The 20,216-nt window shown below is 35.3% G+C and carries 25 protein-coding genes; 2 read left to right on the top strand and 23 right to left on the bottom strand.

Going from position 1 to position 20,216, the window contains the following annotated elements; translation table 11 throughout:
- Nucleotides 1–3: 3 nt before the first annotated feature.
- The 22 genes from MN187_RS03835 to thmT form a co-directional block, all read right to left on the bottom strand.
- Complete coding sequence (locus MN187_RS03835) at nt 4–708, bottom strand: ABC transporter ATP-binding protein (protein WP_117972101.1); 705 nt, start codon at nt 706–708, stop codon at nt 4–6.
- A complete protein-coding gene (locus tag MN187_RS03830) occupies nt 708–1,484 on the bottom strand; it encodes an ABC transporter ATP-binding protein (protein WP_242094344.1) in 777 nt (258 codons plus the stop codon). The genes MN187_RS03835 and MN187_RS03830 overlap by 1 nt, the downstream gene beginning before the upstream one ends.
- Entirely contained in the window at nt 1,477–2,430 is a 954-nt protein-coding gene (locus MN187_RS03825) for a branched-chain amino acid ABC transporter permease (RefSeq protein WP_117972758.1), read from the bottom strand. The genes MN187_RS03830 and MN187_RS03825 overlap by 8 nt, the downstream gene beginning before the upstream one ends.
- A 9-nt stretch (nt 2,431–2,439) precedes the next feature.
- Entirely contained in the window at nt 2,440–3,315 is an 876-nt protein-coding gene (locus tag MN187_RS03820) for a branched-chain amino acid ABC transporter permease (protein WP_117972099.1), read from the bottom strand.
- Between the two features lie 62 nt (nt 3,316–3,377).
- The gene (locus tag MN187_RS03815) at nt 3,378–4,547 is read right to left on the bottom strand and encodes an ABC transporter substrate-binding protein (protein ID WP_117972098.1); all 1,170 of its coding nucleotides are present in this window, start codon (nt 4,545–4,547) and stop codon (nt 3,378–3,380) included.
- A gap of 148 nt (nt 4,548–4,695) precedes the next feature.
- Nucleotides 4,696–4,971 carry a membrane protein insertion efficiency factor YidD gene (gene yidD, locus MN187_RS03810; RefSeq protein ID WP_241698893.1) on the bottom strand — a complete coding sequence of 92 codons (276 nt, stop codon included), beginning with the start codon at nt 4,969–4,971 and terminating at the stop codon, nt 4,696–4,698.
- A gap of 57 nt (nt 4,972–5,028) precedes the next feature.
- Nucleotides 5,029–5,208, bottom strand: a complete 180-nt coding sequence (locus tag MN187_RS03805) for a DNA-directed RNA polymerase subunit beta (protein WP_117972096.1) — start codon at nt 5,206–5,208, stop codon at nt 5,029–5,031.
- Between the two features lie 26 nt (nt 5,209–5,234).
- Nucleotides 5,235–6,533 carry a UDP-N-acetylglucosamine 1-carboxyvinyltransferase gene (gene murA, locus MN187_RS03800; RefSeq protein ID WP_117972095.1) on the bottom strand — a complete coding sequence of 433 codons (1,299 nt, stop codon included), beginning with the start codon at nt 6,531–6,533 and terminating at the stop codon, nt 5,235–5,237.
- 103 nt (nt 6,534–6,636) lie between these two features.
- On the bottom strand, nt 6,637–6,879 hold the full coding sequence (locus MN187_RS03795; protein WP_117972094.1) for a DUF1146 family protein: 243 nt from the start codon (nt 6,877–6,879) through the stop codon (nt 6,637–6,639).
- Nucleotides 6,880–6,935: 56 nt separating this feature from the next.
- Entirely contained in the window at nt 6,936–7,355 is a 420-nt protein-coding gene (locus MN187_RS03790) for a F0F1 ATP synthase subunit epsilon (RefSeq protein ID WP_117972093.1), read from the bottom strand.
- A gap of 18 nt (nt 7,356–7,373) precedes the next feature.
- Nucleotides 7,374–8,777, bottom strand: coding sequence for a F0F1 ATP synthase subunit beta (gene atpD, locus MN187_RS03785; RefSeq protein ID WP_117972092.1), 1,404 nt, complete (start codon nt 8,775–8,777; stop codon nt 7,374–7,376).
- A gap of 21 nt (nt 8,778–8,798) precedes the next feature.
- A complete protein-coding gene (locus MN187_RS03780; protein ID WP_117972091.1) occupies nt 8,799–9,713 on the bottom strand; it encodes a F0F1 ATP synthase subunit gamma in 915 nt (304 codons plus the stop codon).
- Between the two features lie 16 nt (nt 9,714–9,729).
- The gene (atpA, locus tag MN187_RS03775) at nt 9,730–11,268 is read right to left on the bottom strand and encodes a F0F1 ATP synthase subunit alpha (RefSeq protein WP_117972090.1); all 1,539 of its coding nucleotides are present in this window, start codon (nt 11,266–11,268) and stop codon (nt 9,730–9,732) included.
- A 36-nt stretch (nt 11,269–11,304) separates the two neighbouring features.
- Nucleotides 11,305–11,844, bottom strand: a complete 540-nt coding sequence (gene atpH / locus MN187_RS03770) for an ATP synthase F1 subunit delta (protein ID WP_158559326.1) — start codon at nt 11,842–11,844, stop codon at nt 11,305–11,307.
- On the bottom strand, nt 11,837–12,358 hold the full coding sequence (atpF, locus tag MN187_RS03765) for a F0F1 ATP synthase subunit B (protein ID WP_158559324.1): 522 nt from the start codon (nt 12,356–12,358) through the stop codon (nt 11,837–11,839). The genes atpH and atpF overlap by 8 nt, the downstream gene beginning before the upstream one ends.
- Nucleotides 12,359–12,424: 66 nt before the next feature.
- Nucleotides 12,425–12,637, bottom strand: coding sequence for an ATP synthase F0 subunit C (gene atpE, locus MN187_RS03760; RefSeq protein ID WP_071456694.1), 213 nt, complete (start codon nt 12,635–12,637; stop codon nt 12,425–12,427).
- A 37-nt stretch (nt 12,638–12,674) separates the two neighbouring features.
- Nucleotides 12,675–13,397: a F0F1 ATP synthase subunit A gene (gene atpB, locus MN187_RS03755; RefSeq protein ID WP_117972757.1), complete on the bottom strand. Its 723-nt coding sequence runs from the start codon at nt 13,395–13,397 to the stop codon at nt 12,675–12,677.
- A gap of 502 nt (nt 13,398–13,899) precedes the next feature.
- Nucleotides 13,900–14,370, bottom strand: coding sequence for an SsrA-binding protein SmpB (gene smpB / locus MN187_RS03750; protein ID WP_117972087.1), 471 nt, complete (start codon nt 14,368–14,370; stop codon nt 13,900–13,902).
- 10 nt (nt 14,371–14,380) lie between these two features.
- Nucleotides 14,381–16,726, bottom strand: coding sequence for a ribonuclease R (rnr, locus tag MN187_RS03745; protein ID WP_242094342.1), 2,346 nt, complete (start codon nt 16,724–16,726; stop codon nt 14,381–14,383).
- An 8-nt stretch (nt 16,727–16,734) separates the two neighbouring features.
- Nucleotides 16,735–17,478: an alpha/beta hydrolase gene (locus MN187_RS03740; protein ID WP_242094340.1), complete on the bottom strand. Its 744-nt coding sequence runs from the start codon at nt 17,476–17,478 to the stop codon at nt 16,735–16,737.
- 82 nt (nt 17,479–17,560) lie between these two features.
- Entirely contained in the window at nt 17,561–17,797 is a 237-nt protein-coding gene (secG, locus tag MN187_RS03735) for a preprotein translocase subunit SecG (RefSeq protein ID WP_117972084.1), read from the bottom strand.
- An 86-nt stretch (nt 17,798–17,883) separates the two neighbouring features.
- Nucleotides 17,884–18,060, bottom strand: coding sequence for a 2-hydroxymuconate tautomerase (gene thmT / locus MN187_RS03730; RefSeq protein ID WP_117972083.1), 177 nt, complete (start codon nt 18,058–18,060; stop codon nt 17,884–17,886).
- 207 nt (nt 18,061–18,267) lie between these two features.
- Between thmT and MN187_RS03725 the strand changes: the two genes are divergently transcribed.
- The gene (locus tag MN187_RS03725) at nt 18,268–19,092 is read left to right on the top strand and encodes a transporter substrate-binding domain-containing protein (RefSeq protein WP_242094337.1); all 825 of its coding nucleotides are present in this window, start codon (nt 18,268–18,270) and stop codon (nt 19,090–19,092) included.
- Nucleotides 19,093–19,094: 2 nt separating this feature from the next.
- The gene (locus MN187_RS03720) at nt 19,095–19,742 is read left to right on the top strand and encodes an amino acid ABC transporter permease (RefSeq protein ID WP_117972081.1); all 648 of its coding nucleotides are present in this window, start codon (nt 19,095–19,097) and stop codon (nt 19,740–19,742) included.
- 53 nt (nt 19,743–19,795) lie between these two features.
- Here MN187_RS03720 and MN187_RS03715 read toward each other — a convergent pair whose 3' ends face one another.
- Nucleotides 19,796–20,161, bottom strand: a complete 366-nt coding sequence (locus MN187_RS03715) for a hypothetical protein (RefSeq protein WP_242094335.1) — start codon at nt 20,159–20,161, stop codon at nt 19,796–19,798.
- Between the last annotated feature and the right edge of the window lie 55 nt (nt 20,162–20,216).

The raw sequence follows: 20,216 nt of genomic DNA, 5'->3' as shown, positions 1-20,216 counted from the left end.
ACTCTATCCTCCTAAATAAGCTTTCTGTACTTCTTCACTTTCTAATAACTCTTTACCGCTTCCTTTAAGCACCACTTGACCTGTTTCTAATACATATCCTCTATCAGAAAGTTTCAACGCCATATTGGCATTTTGTTCGATTAAAAGAATGGTTGTTCCTTGTTTGTTAATCCGTTCGATAATATGAAAAATCTCACGAATAAAGATAGGTGCAAGTCCCATTGATGGTTCATCCAGTAATAATAAATCTGGTTTGGTCATCAACGCTCGCCCCATAGCAAGCATTTGTTGTTCTCCACCTGAAAGTGTTGCGGCATCTTGTTTTAATCTTTCTTTCAACACAGGGAATGTTTCAAAAATATAATCTAAAATTTCTTTTTTCTCATCATGATTATTATGAATAAAGCCACCAAGTTCCAAGTTCTCCATAACCGTCATTCCTGCAAAAATATGACGACCTTCTGGCACTTGAACTAAACCGCTTTTTACAATAGTCGGAGCTGATTTTTTTGTTAGATCTTCATTATTAAATGTCATCGAACCACCTGAAGACTTTACTAAGCCTGATAAACTTTTTAAAATAGTCGTTTTACCAGCTCCGTTAGCCCCAATTAAACTGACAATTTCTCCCTTATTTACTTCAAAAGACACATCTTTTACTGCCTGAATCATGCCATAATGCACAGATAAATTTTCAACTTTTAACATTACTCTTCACCACCTAAATACGCCTGAATAACGCGTTTATCTTGCTTAATTTCTTCTGGTGTCCCTGAGGCAATTAACGCCCCATACTCTAATACATAAAGTCTCTCACAGACTTCCATAACTAACGACATATCATGTTCAATTAGGACAATCGTCAACCCAAATTCTTTTTGAATTCGTTTGATTAATTGGGTTAATTCTTCTGTTTCCTGTGGGTTCATCCCAGCTGCCGGTTCATCTAAAAATAAAATGCTCGGTTTTGTTGCTAAAGCTCGAACAATTTCTAAACGGCGTTGCTCCCCGTAAGGCAAATTTTTCGCTAAATTATCTTTTTTGTCCTCTAATTCAAATAGACCTAATAATTTCGTTGCTTCTTCTCTCATTTTATCTTCTTTTTTATAAAAAGAAGGTAACCGCAACATGCCAGATAACACACTTTCTTTAGCATTGGCGGTCATTGCAATCAAAACATTATCCAAAACACTCAACTCTTTAAACAAGCGAATATTTTGAAACGTTCGACTAATACCTAATTGCGCAATTTTAAACGGAGAAATACCATTTAACGTTATTGTCTTACTATCATGTGTTAATTCAATACTTCCAGAACTTGGCTCATATACACCTGTAATCAAGTTAAAAAGCGTCGTTTTTCCCGCTCCATTTGGGCCGATTAAACCAATCAACTCATTATCACCAAAATGTAAATTTAAATCCTGAATAGCAGCTAATCCACCAAAATTCTTTGTCAAATGACTAATGTTTAACTCAGACATGTTGTTTACCTCCTTTACTCAATAATTTTTTCACTGAAAATTCTTTTGTTCCTAATAAGCCAGAAGGTTTGAAAATCATGATGATAACTAGAGCAAACGCATAAATTATCATACGAATGGCACCAAAATCTTGTAAATACATATTCAATACACCAAGTAAAACGGCCGCTACAACAGTTCCTGTCATGCTTCCAACTCCACCAAATACTACGATGATTAGAATATCAATTGATTTCATAAAATCAAAGTTCCCTGGCACAATCGTTTGAACATAGCTTGAATACATTCCCCCAGCAACGGCTGCGGTCATGGCACCAATCACAAAAGCAACCACTTTATACTTTGTCACATTCACACCCATAGATTCTGCTGCGATTAGATTCTCTCGAACAGATAACGTCGCACGTCCTGCTGCGCTATGAATATAATTTGTCATCAAAATCAATGTGATACAAACAAATAAATAAACCATTGACCAGGTTACAAAAGGAGGAATACCAAATAATCCGGCTGGACCATTAGTGATTTGATCCATATTCATAATCAATGAGCGAATAATTTCAGATACACCTAATGTTGCAATGGCTAAATAGTCACCAGAAAGACGCAGAGTTGGAATACCAACTAAAAGTGCCACAATTCCTGAAAGAATACAACCTAAAACTAATCCAATTAAAAACCCAACAATTGACGGCATCTTTATTGTCATAATTGCCGTTGTATAAGCTCCAATCGCCATAAATCCTGCATGTCCCAAAGAAAATTGACCAGAAATACCAATAACCAAGTTAAGTCCAGCTGCTAGAATAATGTTGATACCAATCATTACTAATGTTGTTTCGACAACAGGTGACATCAATCCAGTCGAGTAAGTGATTGCCAGCATCGCAAAAATAACGACCATTATCGCTAACCAAATCCCATTTATTTTCAATCGTTCTTTCATTGTTATCACCTACACTTTTTCCTTAATATTTTTACCTAATAATCCAGATGGTTTAACAAGTAATACAATAATTAAAATCAAGTAAACGGCTGCATCTCGATAAGCTGTAAAACCTAAAGCACTCACGACCGTTTCGATGATACCGATCGCAAACCCACCAAGTGCGGCACCTGGAATAATCCCTATTCCACCAAACACGGCAGCGATAAACGCTTTAAGACCAGGAGCAACACCCATCATTGGGTCTATACTATTATAGTAAAGACCAATTAATACACCACCTGCAGCGGCTAATGACGAGCCAAGTGCAAAAGTAAATGAAATGGTATAATTTACATTTATCCCCATTAATTGAGCTGCTTCGGGATCAACACTTGCTGCACGCATGGCACGCCCCATTTTTGTTTGTTGTACGATAAATTGTAATAACAGCATTAAGAAAATTGACGTTGCGATAATCACGAGTTGAATTTTACTAATTTGGCATATGCCTAAATCATAAGTTATATTTTTCATTAATTGAGGATAAGGTTTTGTATCTGCTCCCACGAAATAGATCATTAATGATTGTAGTAAGAATGATACCCCTATCGCTGTAATAAGCGCTGCAATACGTGTTGAATTTCTAAGTGGACGATAAGCTAAAAATTCAATCAACATCCCTAAAATCGCACAGATAATCATAGATGTTAAAAGTGTTAAAACTAAGCCAAAACCAAAGTTATTAGCCACATAGTACCCAATAAAAGCACCAATCATATATATTTCACCATGAGCAAAATTGATTAACTTTATAATTCCATACACCATTGTATACCCTAGGGCTAATAGTGCGTAAATACTTCCTAATGAGAGTCCATTGACTAATTGTTGAAGGACATTCATTGTTTCTCCTCCTTTTGAAAAACCAAGGAACTCTTGTCCAGTCCCTTGGTTTTCATGATTTTTTACGGATTTACCACTTCTGCTGTGTTTTCTTCGCCTTTTTCAAGTCCGATTACAACAGCTGGTTTTTTCGGATTATGATTTTTATCCATTGTCATGGTACCTGTCACACCTTCAAAGTCTGTTAATGTTGCTAAACCTTTTGTTAATGCTTCACTTGTATTTTCTTTTTCAGCTTCTAAAGCAGCTTTAACCATGTAAACAGAATCATATGCTAACGCATTAAATGAGCTTGGTGTTTTACCATACTCTTTTTTAAATGTCTCAATAAATGTTTTTACTTTATCTGAAGCAGGTGCTTTTTCAGAAAAATGAGCCGTATAGTAGATATTACTCATATTTTCATCACCAGCAATATCAATTAATTTAGAATCTGAGAATCCATCAGCCCCGATAATTGGCTGTTCAATTCCCATTTCACGTGCCTGTTTGATGATTAAACCAGCTTCTTCGTAATAGCCTGGTAAGTAAATAAAATCAAAATCTTTGTCTTTTATTTTTGTTAGAATGGCTTTAAAATCTTTATCTTTCGCATTAAATTTTTCATCAGCCACAATGTCACCTTTAAATGTCTCTTTAAATGATTTAGTTAATCCTTTTGCATAATCACTTGATACGTCTCCAATGATCACTGCTTTTTTCGCTTTCAAATTATCAGTTGCATAGTTAGCTAAGATAACCCCTTGGAAAGAATCTTGAAAGCATGTTCTAAAAATATATTCTTGAACTGTTCCATTATTTACTGTAATAGAATCATCGGTCCCAGATGGTGTGATAATTGGGACTTTGGCTTTTGTTGCGTTTGGACTAGCTGCTTTTGTCGCACCGGATGTTGCTGGACCGATCATTCCAATGACATTGTCGCTTGTTGTTAAACTCGTTGCAATTGTTGCTGCTTCGGCCGTATCACTTTTATTATCTTTGACAACTAAATCAATTTTCTTACCGTTAATCCCACCGGCTTTATTGATTTCTTTCACTGCAAGTTCGGCACCTTCTTTTTCTTGGTTACCATACCCAGCAGCTGCACCAGATAATTCCATGTTTAAACCAATTTTGACTGTATCAGCATCTTTTTGTGATTTCGTATTTTGAGCAGTTCCTCCACCCGGTGTTCCACAAGCAGATAACAATAACGTTGCACCCATAAGCATTCCTAGAATTTTTTTCATTTTACTTTCCTCACTTCTTTATTAGAATTAAATAAGTTATTTATTAATATAAGTTAATATTAAATATAAGTCAACAGAATTTTCAGACAATTCTAAAATAAAAAAATAGACCGTTAATAAAAAAGGTCTAAGTTAACTTTTAAGTCATTTATTTTTTTTCTCTTTTATATGGTCCACGATATGTCTCATCTGGATTTTTCCTGATGCTAAATGTTGGTGGTACATAGTCAATGCCACCTTTAACAAAAGGGTGACATCTTAAAATACGAGCCGTACCCATGATAAATCCTTTAATCGCTCCATGATAATTTACCGCATCAATCATATACTGAGAACACGTTGGATGATAACGACAACTTTTAGGAAATAAAGGAGAAATAAATTTTTGATAAAAACGAACAGGTAAAATGATAATTTTTTTCATCATATCTTCCTAACAATTTAAAAAATAACCACCAACATAAGAGTTGATGGTCATTAGTTATTTTACAAAATCTAGTATATGGTGCCATGTCGATGGATTAAAGGCATCACTTGATTGCCCTTTTCCAACATAGACATACCCTATAAAAATACCTAGGAAAAATAATCCAATCAATAATAGAATCACAAAAATAACTAGCATCAATTGTATGACTACTCTTTTAGTTATTGAACTCAATTAAATTTCCTCCTTCATTATAGAGCTTAACTTACTACTTCTGCCATTGATTCATGAGCAACATCTTCATCAACTCTTTCGATTGTTGCACCAAGGTTGGCTAATTTTTCATGGAATTTATAGTATCCACGGTCTAAATGCTCTAATCTAGTCACTCGTGTTTCATCTGTTGCAACTAATCCAGCAATAATCAGAGCTGCTGCTGCACGTAAATCTGTTGCACTAACTTGTGCTCCTTGAAGCTTTGGAACACCACTAATATAAGCCACACTATTGGAAATACGGTATTTAGCACCCATACGTTGTAATTCGTCTAAATGTTGGAATCGATTTTCAAAAACAGTTTCTGTTAACACACTATCCCCTGAGGCTAATACCATCAAGACACTCATTTGTGCTTGCATATCTGTTGGAAACCCAGGATGTGGTAGTGTTTTAATATCCGTTGGTTTCAAATATTTTGGTCCAATGACACGAATCCCATTTTGTTCATTAATAATATCTACACCCATTTCCACTAATTTAGAAATCAGCGGACTATTATGTTCTGCCACAGCATCTTCAATAAAAACATTTCCTTGCGTTGCAGCTGCTGCTACCATAAAGGTCCCGGCTTCAATACGATCCTGCACCACGCTATGCTCTGTCCCGTATAAATCAGTTACCCCTTCAATGCGAATCGTTTCTGTCCCAGCACCAACGATTTTAGCTCCCATTTTATTTAAATAGATGGCTAAATCGACGATTTCAGGTTCTCTTGCAACATTCTCAATCACTGTTGTCCCTTTTGCACGGACAGCAGCCATCATAATATTTTGAGTGGCACCCACACTTGGAAAGTCTAAATAAATTCTGGCACCAACTAATTCATCAGCAACAGCTTCAATGTATCCATTTTGTTGCGTAATTTTAGCTCCTAATGCTTGAAACCCTTTCAAATGTAAATCAATTGGTCGTGTTCCAATTGCACAACCACCAGGCATGGCAACTTTAGCTCGACCAGTACGAGCTAAAAGTGGTCCCATCACAACAATAGAGGCTCTCATTTGGCTAACATATTCAAATGGGGCTTCTGTTTCTAATTCTTTTGTTGCATCGATTTTAATCGTGTTTTCTTCTTCAATAAATTCGATATCTGTATTTAAATACTTAATGACATTATTCATTGTAAATACATCAGACAAAATTGGCGCATTGGTAATAGTTGTTTTTCCTTTATTAGCAAGTAATGCTCCCGCTAAAATAGGCAATACAGCATTTTTTGCTCCTTCGATTTTAACGCTTCCTTCTAGGCGATTTCCACCGCGAACTGCTATATATTCCATTAATTTTTCCCTCCATAAATATAAGGAACTTATTACAAATCCTAATCAGTATACCATGATTTTATGGAAAAAGAAATTCATTCATATTTTCCTAATAATTTTCTTAGAGAACCATTCCCTCAAAAAAATTTCGCACTAGAAAAATTACTTCTAAAAAGAAGTTACTCACTTGAAACCCAATTGCTACAGATAAAAAAACATATGCTAAACGGATTTGTCTATCATACTGTACTCCTTTTTTAAATAGAACATCAAGTCGCAACGAATTTAACGTCCAAAAGGTTAAGTAAATAAAAATAAAATGGCTCAAGATCCTAACTAACGCATCAATTCCAAAAACTGACATATCCTCACCTCCACTTTCATTATAAAAGAGAAGAAGGTAAAGAAACAAATGTTTCTTTACCTTCTTTTATTCGCCACATTAAGCCGATTTAACGCTCGATAGAGTGCTATTTCAGCCCTAGCCATATCAATCGATTGATTTTGCTCGTTTTTAGCAGCTTCAATTTTTTGTTCTGCACGCTTCTTAGCTTGTTCAGCTCGTGAGATATCAATATTTTCTCCTGTTTCAGCACTGTTAGCAACAATTGAAACCACGTTGTCACGCACTTCAATAACGCCACCATTTACTGCAACCCAGTCGTTAACATTTTCTTCTCTATCAATCCGTACAGCATCAATTTTTAAAGGGGCAATCAACGGGCAATGTTTGGGCAAAATACCAAGCGAACCTGCTTGAGTATTTGCAACCAAAAATTTTGCTTCGTGCTCATAAATCAATCCATCTGGCGTAACAATATTAACCATAAAGGTACTCATAATGACTTTCCCTCCTTGTTAGTAGCCCATTTTTTCTGCTTTTTCAACTGCTTCTTCAATGCGCCCAACACTTCTGAAGGCTTCTTCAGGTAAGTGGTCATATTCGCCGTCTAAGATTGCTCTAAATCCTTTAATTGTTTCATTCAATGGTACATAGCTACCAGGTTGTCCTGTAAATTGCTCAGCCACGTGGAAATTTTGTGATAAGAAGAATTGGACACGTCTAGCACGTCCTACTACTACTTTTTCTTCATCACTTAACTCATCCATACCAAGTATCGCAATAATGTCTTGCAATTCTTTATAGCGTTGTAATAAACGTTGCACTTCTGTGGCCACTTTATAATGTTCTTCACCAACAATATCTGGCTCTAAGGCACTTGAAGATGATGCCAACGGATCTACCGCTGGATAAATCCCTTGTTCTGTCAAACGACGTTCCAAGTTAGTTGTTGCATCCAAATGCGCAAAGGCTGTTGCTGGAGCCGGGTCAGTATAGTCATCGGCAGGAACATAAATCGCTTGAATTGATGTGATTGATCCATCTTTTGTCGAAGTGATACGTTCTTGTAACTGTCCCATTTCAGTTGCTAACGTTGGTTGGTAACCAACGGCTGAAGGCATACGTCCTAAAAGAGCTGACACTTCAGAACCTGCTTGAGTAAAACGGAAAATGTTATCAATAAATAGTAACACATCTTGTTTTTCTTCATCACGGAAATATTCTGCCATAGTCAAACCAGTTAAAGCTACACGCATTCTGGCACCAGGTGGCTCGTTCATTTGTCCAAACACCATGGCTGTTTTCTTGATAACACCAGATTCCTTCATTTCAAAGTAAAGGTCGTTACCTTCACGCGTACGTTCACCAACACCGGCAAACACTGATAATCCACCTAATTCTTGAGCGATATTGTTAATCAACTCTTGAATTAACACTGTTTTGCCTACTCCGGCACCACCGAACAGTCCAATTTTACCACCTTTTAAGTAAGGCGCTAGTAAATCGATAACTTTAATTCCTGTTTCTAATATTTCAGAGTTTGTACTTAATTCATCAAAAGCAGGTGCTTTTGCATGAATACTATCTCTTTCAATTTCGTCTCCAATAGGTTCACCTAAGTCAATAGTTTCACCTAATACGTTAAAGACTCTACCCAATGTTTCAGGACCAACTGGAACACTGATAGGACCTCCTGTATGAAGAACTTCCATTCCTCTTTGTAGTCCGTCTGTAGATTCCATTGCAATTGTTCGAACGATTCCATCACCAATTTCAAGAGTTGTTTCTAACACAACTTTATCTTTACTTCCAGCTTTATAAACGATTAACGCATCATTTATATCAGGTAATGCTTGGTCTAATGGAAAAGCCACGTCAACAACGGGACCAATGACTTGGGCTATTTTTCCTACTTTCATCTCAACAATTCCTCCCCGTCATTATTCTAAAGCAGCTGCTCCACCAACAATTTCTGTGATTTCTTCTGTAATGGCTGCTTGACGTGCTCGGTTATAAGAAATGGTCAAATCATCAATGATATTTGTCGCATTTTCTGTGGCACTCTTCATAGCAGTCATGCGGGCAGCGTGCTCTGCAGTTTTAGAATCTAAAACTGCTCCATATATTAAACTTTCAGCGTAAAGGGGCAGTAACGTATTTAAAATAGCGTCTGCTGAAGGTTCAAGAGTATACTCTTGTTCGTACGTTTCAGCTTCTTTAGCATCTAAGTCAACGATTGGTAAGATTTTTTCTGCTCTAAACGATGAGGATAGTGTATTAACATGATGGTTATAACATACATACAATTCATCAAACATCTCACTATTATACATTTGTAAAGCAGAGTTTACGATACGTCTTACCTCACTATAACTTGGGTAGTCGCTTAATCCTCTTAATTCATAAGCGACTGGTAAATCACGATGCTTGAAGAAATCTGAACCTGTTCCTCCAATAGCCATTAACACCACATTCATGCCGTCTTCTTCGTCTTTTTTGATGATTTCTAACATGTTTTTTAAAATTGAACTGTTATAACCACCTGCTAAACCTTTATCAGAAGTTACTACAATATATCCAACTGTTTTAACTGGTCGAGCAATAAGCATTTGCTGATACATTTCCATCTCTTGCTCAAAACCAGAAAAATCAGAATTATCTATCGCAGTTAACTGTGAAGAAGCCAAATGAGTTGTCATACTTCTTACTTTAGAAGCATACTCTTGAAAGCGTCTTGATGATTGTTCAGATTTCGTCAATTTAGAAGCTGCGACCATTTGCATGGCACTTGTAATTTGACTGGTCTTTTTTGTTGAAGCTATTCTCTTCTTAATATCAATAAGTGAGCCGCCCATGTTCAATCACCACTTTCTAAGATTGTTTTACTTCGTCTGCAACAGAGAATTCACTAGAACTAAAAATTCCTTTAAATTCATCAATTGCTTTATCCATATCTTCTGGATTTGGTAATCCTTTTGTTGTACGGATCGTATCAAAGATTGCTGGATAGTTATTATCCACGTATTCAAATAATTCACGTTCAAAACGTAAAATATCTACTACAGGAATAGTATCCAAAAATCCATGAGTCAAGGCATAAAGAATTAAGACTTGTTTTTCAACAGCCAATGGTTCATGCACATTTTGTTTTAGTACTTCAACAGTTCGTTTACCACGGTTTAATTTAGATTGAGTTGCCTCATCCAAATCAGAACCAAATTGAGTAAAGGCTTCTAACTCACGGTAACTTGCCAAATCAAGACGAAGTGTACCTGCAACTTTTTTCATTGCTTTGATTTGAGCAGATCCCCCAACACGTGATACTGATAACCCAGCATCAATCGCAGGACGAACACCTGAGTAGAACAAATCACTTTCTAAGAAGATTTGTCCATCCGTGATAGAAATAACGTTTGTTGGAATATAGGCAGAGATATCTCCCGCTTGTGTTTCAACAAATGGTAAGGCAGTCATTGATCCGCCACCTAATTCATCACTCAATTTCGCTGCTCTTTCAAGTAAACGAGAATGTAAGTAGAAGACATCCCCAGGGAACGCTTCACGACCTGGTGGACGACGTAATAGTAATGAAATTTCACGATAAGCTGCTGCTTGTTTTGATAAATCATCATATACGACTAATACGTGTTTTCCATTATACATAAATTCTTCACCCATACTTGCTCCAGCATAAGGTGCTAAATAAAGTAATGGGGCTGGTTGTGATGCACTGGCAGACACAACAATTGTGTAGTCCATTGCACCATATTTTTTTAAGATTTCAACTTGATTACGTACAGTTGATTCTTTTTGACCAATCGCAACGTAAATACAAATCATATCTTGATCTTTTTGATTTAAAATTGTGTCAATCGCAATGGTGGTTTTACCAGTTTTACGGTCACCAATGATTAACTCACGTTGTCCACGTCCAATTGGTACTAATGCATCAATTGCTTTCCATCCTGTTTGTAGTGGTTCTGATACTGATTTACGAGCCATAACACCAGGAGCTGCTGCTTCAATTGGTCGTGTTTTGGTTGTAGTGATTTCGCCCATACCATCAATAGGTTGTCCTAAGGGATTAACCACGCGTCCAATTAATGCTTCACCAACAGGTACTTCCATAATACGTCGTGTACGTTTTACTTTGTCGCCTTCACGTATTTGTTCAAAATCCCCTAAAATGATAATACCGACACTATCATTTTCTAAGTTTTGAGCCATACCATAAACACCATTATCAAACTCCAATAATTCTCCCGACATGGCATTTTCTAATCCGTAAGCACGAGCAATACCGTCACCAACATAGGAAACTGTTCCAACTTCATCTACTGTTAACGATTCTTCGTATTTAGCAAGTTGTTGTTTAATATGCGAACTAATTTCTTCCGCTTTTATACTCATGTATCTCACCTCTCACCTTGTCGTTAAACATAAACATCAAGCCAATAATTTAGCATGAATATTATTTAATTCTGTTCTCACACTTTGATCAATGATTCGATGTTCTGATTCGACAATCATTCCACCCATTATGCTTGGGTCTAATTTTGGTCGTAAAACAACTTTATTTGCATGAAATTGTTTTGCCAAACGTTTTTCTAAGTCATGTCTTTGTTCAAGTGATAATGCAACAGCTGTGGTTACATTTACTACAATGATACCAAATTGATCATAATAAAGATGCTCATACTCATCAATAATATCAAGCATTTCATTCATACGACCATAATCATAAACCGTATGAATAAATTTGGCCAATGTATCACTAAAACTATTTTCTAAATCTTTTACAATATTCACTTTTTCAAAAATGGATAAACGATCATCTGATAGTATATCGCCTAAATCTGGTACTTCATGATAAACTTCTCTAAGTTGTAATAACTCTTGGTAGATTTCATTTATCATATTTAATTGAGTTGCTTCGGTAAATAACGCTTTACCATAAGTTCTTGCGACACTAAATTTCTTATTCATTGTCATCAACTCCTAGCTTATCAATACTTGATTGAACCAACTCTTGATGAGCACTAGCTGACAATTCCTTTTTAAGTATTTTAGAAGCAATTTCAACAGATAAGTCTGCGACTTCTTTTTTAGCATCCGCCAATAAACGTTCTCTTTCAAGACGTAAATCTTCTTTGGCTTGTTTTTTCATTCTTGTTGCATGTTCTTGAGCTTCTACAATAATCGCATGAGCATTATTCTCAGCAACATCTTTTGCTTGAGCAATAATACTTTGTGCTTCAGTACGAGCTTCTTTTAATTCCACTTCTCTTTGTTTGGCTAAATTAGCAGCGTCTATTTTTGATTGTTCTGCACTATCAATATCGCCAGCTATTTTGTTTTCTCGTTCGTCTAACATCTTTGTTAGAGGTCCCCAAGCAAATTTCTTTAACGCTAATAACAATACAAGAAATGAAACAGAGACAAATAAAATGGTACTAAACGTTGTTTGTCCAGAACTTGCAATCACTAATTGATTCATCATGTGATTACGACACATCCTTCCCTGACTTTCATTTAATTACAACTTTTTAACCCTTGCTTGTATATGTTATTTAAATAATAATAATAAGGCAATAACGACACCAATGATAGGAATCGCTTCAATTAAGGCAACCCCAATAAACATAGTACTTCTTAATTGACCTGATAATTCTGGTTGACGTGCCATTGATTCTAATGTTTTAGAGATAACTTTACCATTACCATAACCTGCTCCGATAGAAGCTCCTAAAACTGCGATAGCTGCTGCAATATATTGCATAACAATTCTCCTCCTAAAAATGTTTTTATACGTTTACTTATACTTCTTCTACTTCTACTTTATGTGAGATATAAACCATCAATAAAGTAGCGAAAATAAATGCTTGAATTCCACCAATGAAAAGCGAGAAGGCTTGCCATATCACTTCAAGTGGCAGAGCCAAAATAAATTTCGTTGGACTACTTGATCCTAACCCTGCAATTAACGATAGTAACACTTCACCTGCAAAAATATTACCGTAAAGACGTAAACCAAGTGTTAATACATTAGTAAATTCTTCTATTAACTTGATTGGTAATAAAAAGCCGACTGGTTTCATATAACTATTAACAAAGTAACCTTTAACACCTTGTTTTTTGACCCCATAATAATTAGCCAAAATAATCGCAATAAATGCGAGTGTCAAAGTTACGGTTGGATCAGCGGTTGGGCTCTTCCATAATGATACATCACTTGGGAATAAAGTCACTTTTGTAATGAGTCCTAAAGTATTTGATACTAGCACAAACATGAAAAAAGTAAATGCCAATAAATGGTACTCTTTTACTTCGTTCTTCTCAACGTTATCACCTACGATACCACGAACAAAGTCAACAAGTGCTTCCATGACATTTTGTTTACCAGTAGGTTTAAGCTTTAAGTTTCGTGTACAAAAATACACTAATCCAAAGACAATCAAACAAGTTAATATAGTCATACTTACGACCGTTCCATCAAATGTTAAACCTCCAATGGTAAACAACCAGGATTTTTCTTCCACCACATTTCACCCCTTTTCTTCTCAATATTAAAACAAATTCAGAAGTTTTTTAGCTTCTGTAACAGTGTATGAAAAAATGTTTTTTGATACATACATTTTTCCACATAGGAATACATCGATAGACTGTTACTATCGAAACTATAATACCACCAAATGATAAATAACACAAAGTAAATCAGTAGAATTCTCACAACTTTCATACAAAAAAATTGACAAATGAAAACTTGGTTAAAACATACTCAAAATAATGAAATTTAACCTCTTTGTTAATCCAGTTGTTTTTAAAAAGTCTTACTTTACCCCCCCTAATTAGTCACCTCCATAAAAAAAGTATAAAGACACCTTCCAAAATGATTATCTTTACACAAAGAATTAAACTTTGATCGTTTGATAATCCACTTTAGCAAGTGTCATCAGCTCAGAAATACCGAGCCTGTATAAGGAACAACATCCTTATGTCTCCCCATGCTAACATGCTTAGTAAAAAAAAGACAAACAACGACTAAAATGTACGTTGTTTGTCTCTCAAAGCTCGGTTAATTTCACGGTTCATATCTTTTCGTTTTAAATCTTCTCGTTTATCATATTGCTTTTTCCCTTTTGCTAACCCTAGTAACACTTTAGCAAAACCATCTTTAATGTATAGCTTCAACGGAATCAACGTCACACCGGGATTTTTCATTTCTGTTTCAATTTTGATGATTTGTTTTTTATGAAGTAATAATTTCCGTGTTCTTAATGGGTCATGATTAAAAATATTCCCTTGTTCATAAGGACTGATATGAACATTCATTAAATAGGCTTCACCATTACGAACTCTAGCAAAACCATCTTTTAAGTTAACACGGCGTTGTCTAATGGATTTTATTTCGGTTCCTTGAAGCACAATACCAGCCTCAAAAGTCTCAAATACTGCATAATCATGACGAGCCTTACGATTTTGAGCAATTAAATTTCCTTCACCTTTAGGCATGAGTCATCCCTCACTTTTTCTTTTTCTTCGGTTTTTTATTCACAGATTTATAAAAAGGTTTTTTACCATTCTTGCCTTTTTTTCCTTTTTTAGAATCATCTGATTTGCCAAATGATTTTTTTGGATCTTTGCGTCGATTTGATGAAGATGACTTTTTATTTTTTTTCGGTAATTCAATTTTTTCGGTCAATGGTTCAGCTGATAACAAGTCAAAATCAATTTCTCGTGTGTCAACATCCGCTTTAGTTAATTTCACACGAACTTTTTGACCGATTTTATATACTTTACCTGTTCGCTCACCAACAAACGCCATATGAGTTTCAATAAAATGATAATAATCATCTTTCAACTGATTAACATGAACTAATCCTTCTATTGTATTAGGTAATTCTATGAACATACCAAATTTAGTAATAGATGTGATAATACCATCAAATTCTTCATCAACTTTATCTTGCATAAATTCTGTTTTCTTCAGTTTATCGGTTTCACGCTCAGCTTCAACTGCTCGTCGCTCCATTTTAGAACTATGATCCGCAATATCTGGAATTAACTCATCCCATTTTTGCTTGATTTTATCTGTTACTTTTTCTTTTTCATATGACTTAATTAATCGATGAACAATTAAATCAGGGTAACGTCTAATTGGTGAAGTAAAATGGGTATAGTCATCTGCGGCTAATCCGTAATGACCCACTGGATCTTCCGAATATTTTGCTTGTTGCATACTGCGAAGTAACATCATACTCACAACCGGTTCTTCTGGTCGTCCATTCACTTGGTCTAACACTCGTTGCAGCTCTTTTGGTGATACCGCATCTTTTTTCCCTTTTACCATGATACCAAAATTTGTCATAAACTCTAAGAAACGCTGAACTTTTTCTTCTTTTGGATGCTCATGAATACGATAAATAAATGGCAATTGTTTATCCGTATAAGTCTTCGCGACTGTTTCATTTGCAGCTAACATAAAGGACTCAATTAGTCTTTCAGCTGCTTTTCTTGTACGTAATTTTATATCTACCGGATGACCTTCTGCATCTACCACAATATAGGCTTCTCTATCTTCAAACGAGATTGCCCCACGATTTGCTCGTTTGCTCTCTAGAATTTCGTGTAACTCATTCATCAAATGAAACATTGGAACAAGTTTACTATATTGTTTGATTGTGTCATCATTCGTTCCTTCAATAATATCATTCACTTCATCATAGGTCATTCTAGCCGTTGAATGAATCACTGTTTCAAAAATATCATGTGAGACAACATCCCCATCACCATTTATTTCCATTTCACATGCCATGGCTAAGCGGTCTACATTTGGATTAAGTGAACAAATACCATTTGATAATTTTCTAGGTAACATTGGAATCACACGATCAGTCAAATACACACTCGTTGCGCGGTCACCTGCCTCAGCATCTAACGGGCTATTTTCTGTCACATAGTGTGACACGTCTGCAATATACACACCTAAAAAGTAATTGCCATTGTCTAATTTCTCAACCCGAACGGCGTCATCTAAATCTTTTGCTTCCGCTCCATCAATTGTCACAACTACTTCTTTTCTTAAATCCACCCGATGCTGTAACTCACTTTCTAATACTTCATCTGGTAATTCTTCTGCTTGTTTTAATGTGGCTTCATCAAAGTCAGTAGGAATTCCTAGCTGTAACACAATCGACAAAATATCCATTCCTGGATCATTTTTGTGGCCAACCACTTGTTTTACTAATCCTTCAAAACTATTAGTATAGCCAACTTCAGGATAGTGCGTCACTTCGACAGCCACGACACTCCCATCTTCAGGTAAAATCCCTTCCGAAGCAATAAACACTTTGTAACGACTTAGTTTTTTATCTTTTGGTGTTACCACACCATAAAGACCCGTTTCTTGCTGCTCACTTTCTGTAAAGAGTGTAAAAATACCTACTATTTGGCTGATGCCTCGCTCAATAATTTTAACTACTTTTCCTTCTGGTGCTTGGTCTTCCAATGGATTACCTGCTTTTAATATCTCGATTTCAACTTTATCTCCTTCAAGAGCATAACCAGTCTCATCTCGACTAATAAAGACATCTGAATCCTCGCCCTCAACCGTAACAAAGCCAAATCCTCGTTCATTTGAACGAAACACGCCTTCAAGAACCGTTTCTTTTGTGACTAATTTTATTTTTCCTTTTTGATTAAACGTCACAAGTTGCTCTCTTTCCATCTGAGCGATAACTTGAACTAATTCTTTAAAATCATTGCTTTTTTGTAAATCCAGCATTTCTGCTAATTGTTCGACTGAAAATGACTTTTTTTTACTAGAGGTCATTGTCTCTAAAATTGTTTCTTTTAATGTTTTTCTCATACTTCCTCCTATTCCCATGATAGTTTTTGAATAAATTGAACCACATCTTGTTCAAATTGAATTTTATCATGGCTCACTGTGATGACATGAGTGCTATTTGGATACCAATGGACTTCAACAAACGCCTTTTTCATACCTCTTGCTGCATCATAAACGCCTTCTGCACGCACCATTTCATCTTTGGCTGATTGTGCGAGAAAAATTGGTTTTTCTACATCAGATAATCCGTCATAAACGGTTTGGACTGTTCCACTGATATCCTTTAGTTGAGTATCTAAAGGCTCTTTTATCGTATCAATTTTTTGTGTTTTTTCTTCTACTGAAAGATTTAATTGATCATAACGGTATTCACAATATTTCAAAAAATTAGGGTAAATATTGGTTGTATCCGTTGGGTCAAGTGGAGAAGAAAATGCTCCTCCACCAACAAATAAATCAGGATAAGTTTCAAGCAACTTCATTGCAAATAATCCACCCATTGATAAACCAAATACAGCAAATTGTGTATGTCCTTCTTCTTTTAAAAAGTCTATCGCACGCTTAGTATCTTGCCACCATACATCAGACGTTTGTTCTAAAATATCCATTGGATCATTTGTCCCATGACCTGTAAACATTGGAGCATAAACAGAATAACCTGCTCTTTCAACTCTTCTAGCTAATGCTCTGACATCATTTGAACTCCCTGTATAAGCATGGAATAATAACACAGCTTTATTGCTTACTTTTGAATAAAATGGTTCTATTTTCATTTATTTAACTCCCTTCAAACATATCTGCTAAGTTATTATAACAATAAAAAAATCTCCTGTCATAACAGGAGATACATTAACATTATTTTGATGACAAATACGCAAGCGCAATAGCCACTGCAACCCATGCAATACCCATAACCGTTGTTGCACGTTTCATAAATGCTTCAAACCCACGAGCTTTTGTTTTACCAAATAATTCAGTTGCACCACCTGAAAACGCACTAGCAGCACTATTTTGCTTACTTGGTTGCATCATCACAGCAATAATAATTAAAATGGATAAAACTAACATTAGGGTTAATAGAAATTGATACATATTAACTCTCCTTATCTTGATCTCTAATCATCTGTTCAATTTTATCATACCTTTTTCAATAATACCAGTGCGAAACAAACAGAAGATTATGCCATCTTACCGCCTACCGCATAGTTTCCTTTTGTCATATCAGAAATAACAATATGCACATTTTCAGTTTTGGCTCCAGTATTTTTAACAATGGCTTCAGTCACATCTTTTACTAATGCTTCTTTTTGTTCTAGTGATCTTCCTTCTAATAATTCAATATGGACAAGTGGCATATTAAAACACTCCTCTTATTCTTTTACCCTATTATAACAAATTTCCTTATGATAAGTCTAAAATTTCAAAAGAACAATATTGTTTCTATATTCGACCTATTAACCTTATTTTTAACTAAAAGTAATGATAGTAAGCCAAACAAATAGATTTTAACGTTAACTCTCACTATACTCATACGTGCATTAAATATCAAAAGGAGAGACACCATGAAAAAAACATTACTTATTTTATCTACATCTTTATTACTTATTTTAGGTGGTTGTACAAGCGAAAAGAAAGCAACTGAATCAAACAAGAAACAATCAGATGAATTAGTGGTTGCCACATCTGGCACACTATTTCCAAGTTCATACTACAATGATAAAAATGAACTCACTGGTTATGACATAGAAGTAACAAAAGAAATTGGGAAACGACTAAATAAAAAAGTAACCTTTAAAGAATTTAACGTTGATGGGATGCTGTCAGCTGTTCAAACCAATAAAGCTGATGTGGCAGCAAATGATTTTTCAATCAATAAAAAACGTGAAGAAAAATTTAGCTTATCAGAACCCATCAAGTATTCATTCGGTAGCATGGTTGTTAGAAAAGAAGATAATTCAGGTATTGCCTCGTTAGACGACATAAAAGGAAAAAAAGCAGCCGGCGAAGCGTCTACTACCTACATGAAAGTTGCTGAGTCTTTAGGTGCTACCTTAGTGAATTACGACAACGCAACAAATGATCAATACATGACTGACTTAGTTAAAGGGCGTACAGATGTCATCTTAAACGATTATTATTTACAAAAAATGGCTGTTGCTGCCCTACCTGATATGCCTGTCAAAATTTTAGAAGATGTTTATTTTAATCCGTCATCTTCAGGACTTGTTATAAACAAAGACAATGCAGCATTAAAAAAAGACATTGATTCAGCAATTTCTGACATGAAAAAAGATGGAACTTTAGCAAAAATTGCCACATCTTTTTATGGTGAAGATATTTCTAAAAAGCCATCTGTCACCATTTCAAAAACAATTGAGGTTGAATAACCATGATAATTGATACAAAATTAATGGTTGAGTCTATCCCCTTTGTATTAAAAGGATTACCTTATACTTTATTAATCAGTATCGCCTCATTTTTTCTAGGGAATATTCTAGCGAGTGTGATTTATTTATTACGATTACTCAATCACAAAGTAATCAACCAATTTCTAATTATTTACTCGTCATTTTTTAGGGGTATTCCTGCTATTGTCTTACTTTTTGCCTTATATTTCGGTTTACCTATGCAACTAAATCCTATTATAGCAAGTATTCTGTGTTTTGGTTTGACGAGTAGCGCTTTTTTATCTGAAATTTTTCGTAGTGCCATGAGTAGTGTCAATCAAGGGCAATGGGAAGCATCAAAAGCTCTAGGTATGAAAAAATTGTTAATCATTCGAGAAATCATTATGCCTCAAGCCATCAGAATTGCCATTGGTCCTATGAGCAACGTCGCGATTGATTTAGTGAAAGGCTCTTCTCTAGCAGCAATGATTACGGTATCTGAAATTTTTCAGCAAGCAAAAATCATTGGTGGAAGAGAGTTCAATTTCTTATCCATGTACTTTTTAGTCGCCTGTATTTATTGGCTACTTTGTATATTAATTGAAAAAATACAATATGCTTTAGAAAAAAGATTTCCTATACTTTCTTAATTCTCTTAGCTATCGTAAAAAGCATGTCCTAAAAACTAGGGCATGCTTTTTATTTATTTTAATTTTAATCTTAACCCTAACATTGACAATAACATTCCTAAACTCATGATAAACAGATTTGATTTTTTATCAGATGTTTGTGGGAGACTTTTTTGTGTCTTCGTTTTTGTCTCAACTTGTTTTTCATCCACTGTATGATGACTGATAGATGTTTTTATCTGATTATTTATAGAAGTACCCTGTTGAATTTGTTCGTTTTGGCTTGATGATTTTACTTCTCTTGGTGTTTCCACTTCACTTGGTGTCTCCACTTCTCTTGGTGTTTCTACTTCACTTGGTGTTTCTACTTCACTTGGTGTCTCCACTTCTCTTGGTGTTTCTACTTCACTTGGTGTTTCCACTTCACTTGGTGTTTCCACTTCACTTGGTGTTTCTACTTCACTTGGTGTTTCTACTTCACTTGGTGTTTCTACT

This window comes from Vagococcus sp. CY52-2, assembly GCF_022655055.1.
Taxonomy (GTDB): domain Bacteria; phylum Bacillota; class Bacilli; order Lactobacillales; family Vagococcaceae; genus Vagococcus.
The sequence above is the reverse complement of the archived record's forward strand: the minus strand, read 5'-3'. Positions and strand labels throughout refer to the sequence as shown.